At 66.5% G+C, this 376-nt stretch carries 1 protein-coding gene; it reads right to left on the bottom strand.

Features of this window, described 5'->3' with window-relative positions; all coding sequences use genetic code 11:
- Window positions 1-376 (bottom strand): helix-turn-helix transcriptional regulator (locus tag D8Z78_RS24390; protein WP_121634766.1); only part of this gene is annotated, 376 nt, incomplete at both ends.

Here is a 376-nt window from a genome sequence, read left to right as displayed (position 1 = left end):
TGGGCGGAGCTTTCATACCCCACGCGAAACGCCACTTCGGACACCTTGGCATCCGAGCCACGCAGCGCGTCGCGGGCGTGCAGCAGGCGGAGGTCCTTCTGGTATTGCAGCGGCGAGGTGCCCGTGACGGCCTTGAAATGCTCGAAGAAGGCGGACTGGCTCATGCCGACGCGATCGGCGATCTCACCCACGACCACCGTGCGCGACAAGTCTGACTGGATCTCGCGCGTTGCCTGAAAGATGCGGCTGGCGGTGGTCTCGTGCCAGAGCAGTTTCTGCAACGCGTCGCCATGGGGGCCCAGCAGCAGCCGCGCGTGGATTTCCCGCCGGGTGATCGGGGCCAGCATCTGGCGCGTCTCGTCGCCCGCGCATTGGT

The sequence above is a fragment of the Tropicibacter alexandrii genome, assembly GCF_003667315.2.
GTDB lineage: Bacteria > Pseudomonadota > Alphaproteobacteria > Rhodobacterales > Rhodobacteraceae > Tropicibacter > Tropicibacter alexandrii.
This window is presented reverse-complemented; position numbering and strand designations above follow the sequence as displayed.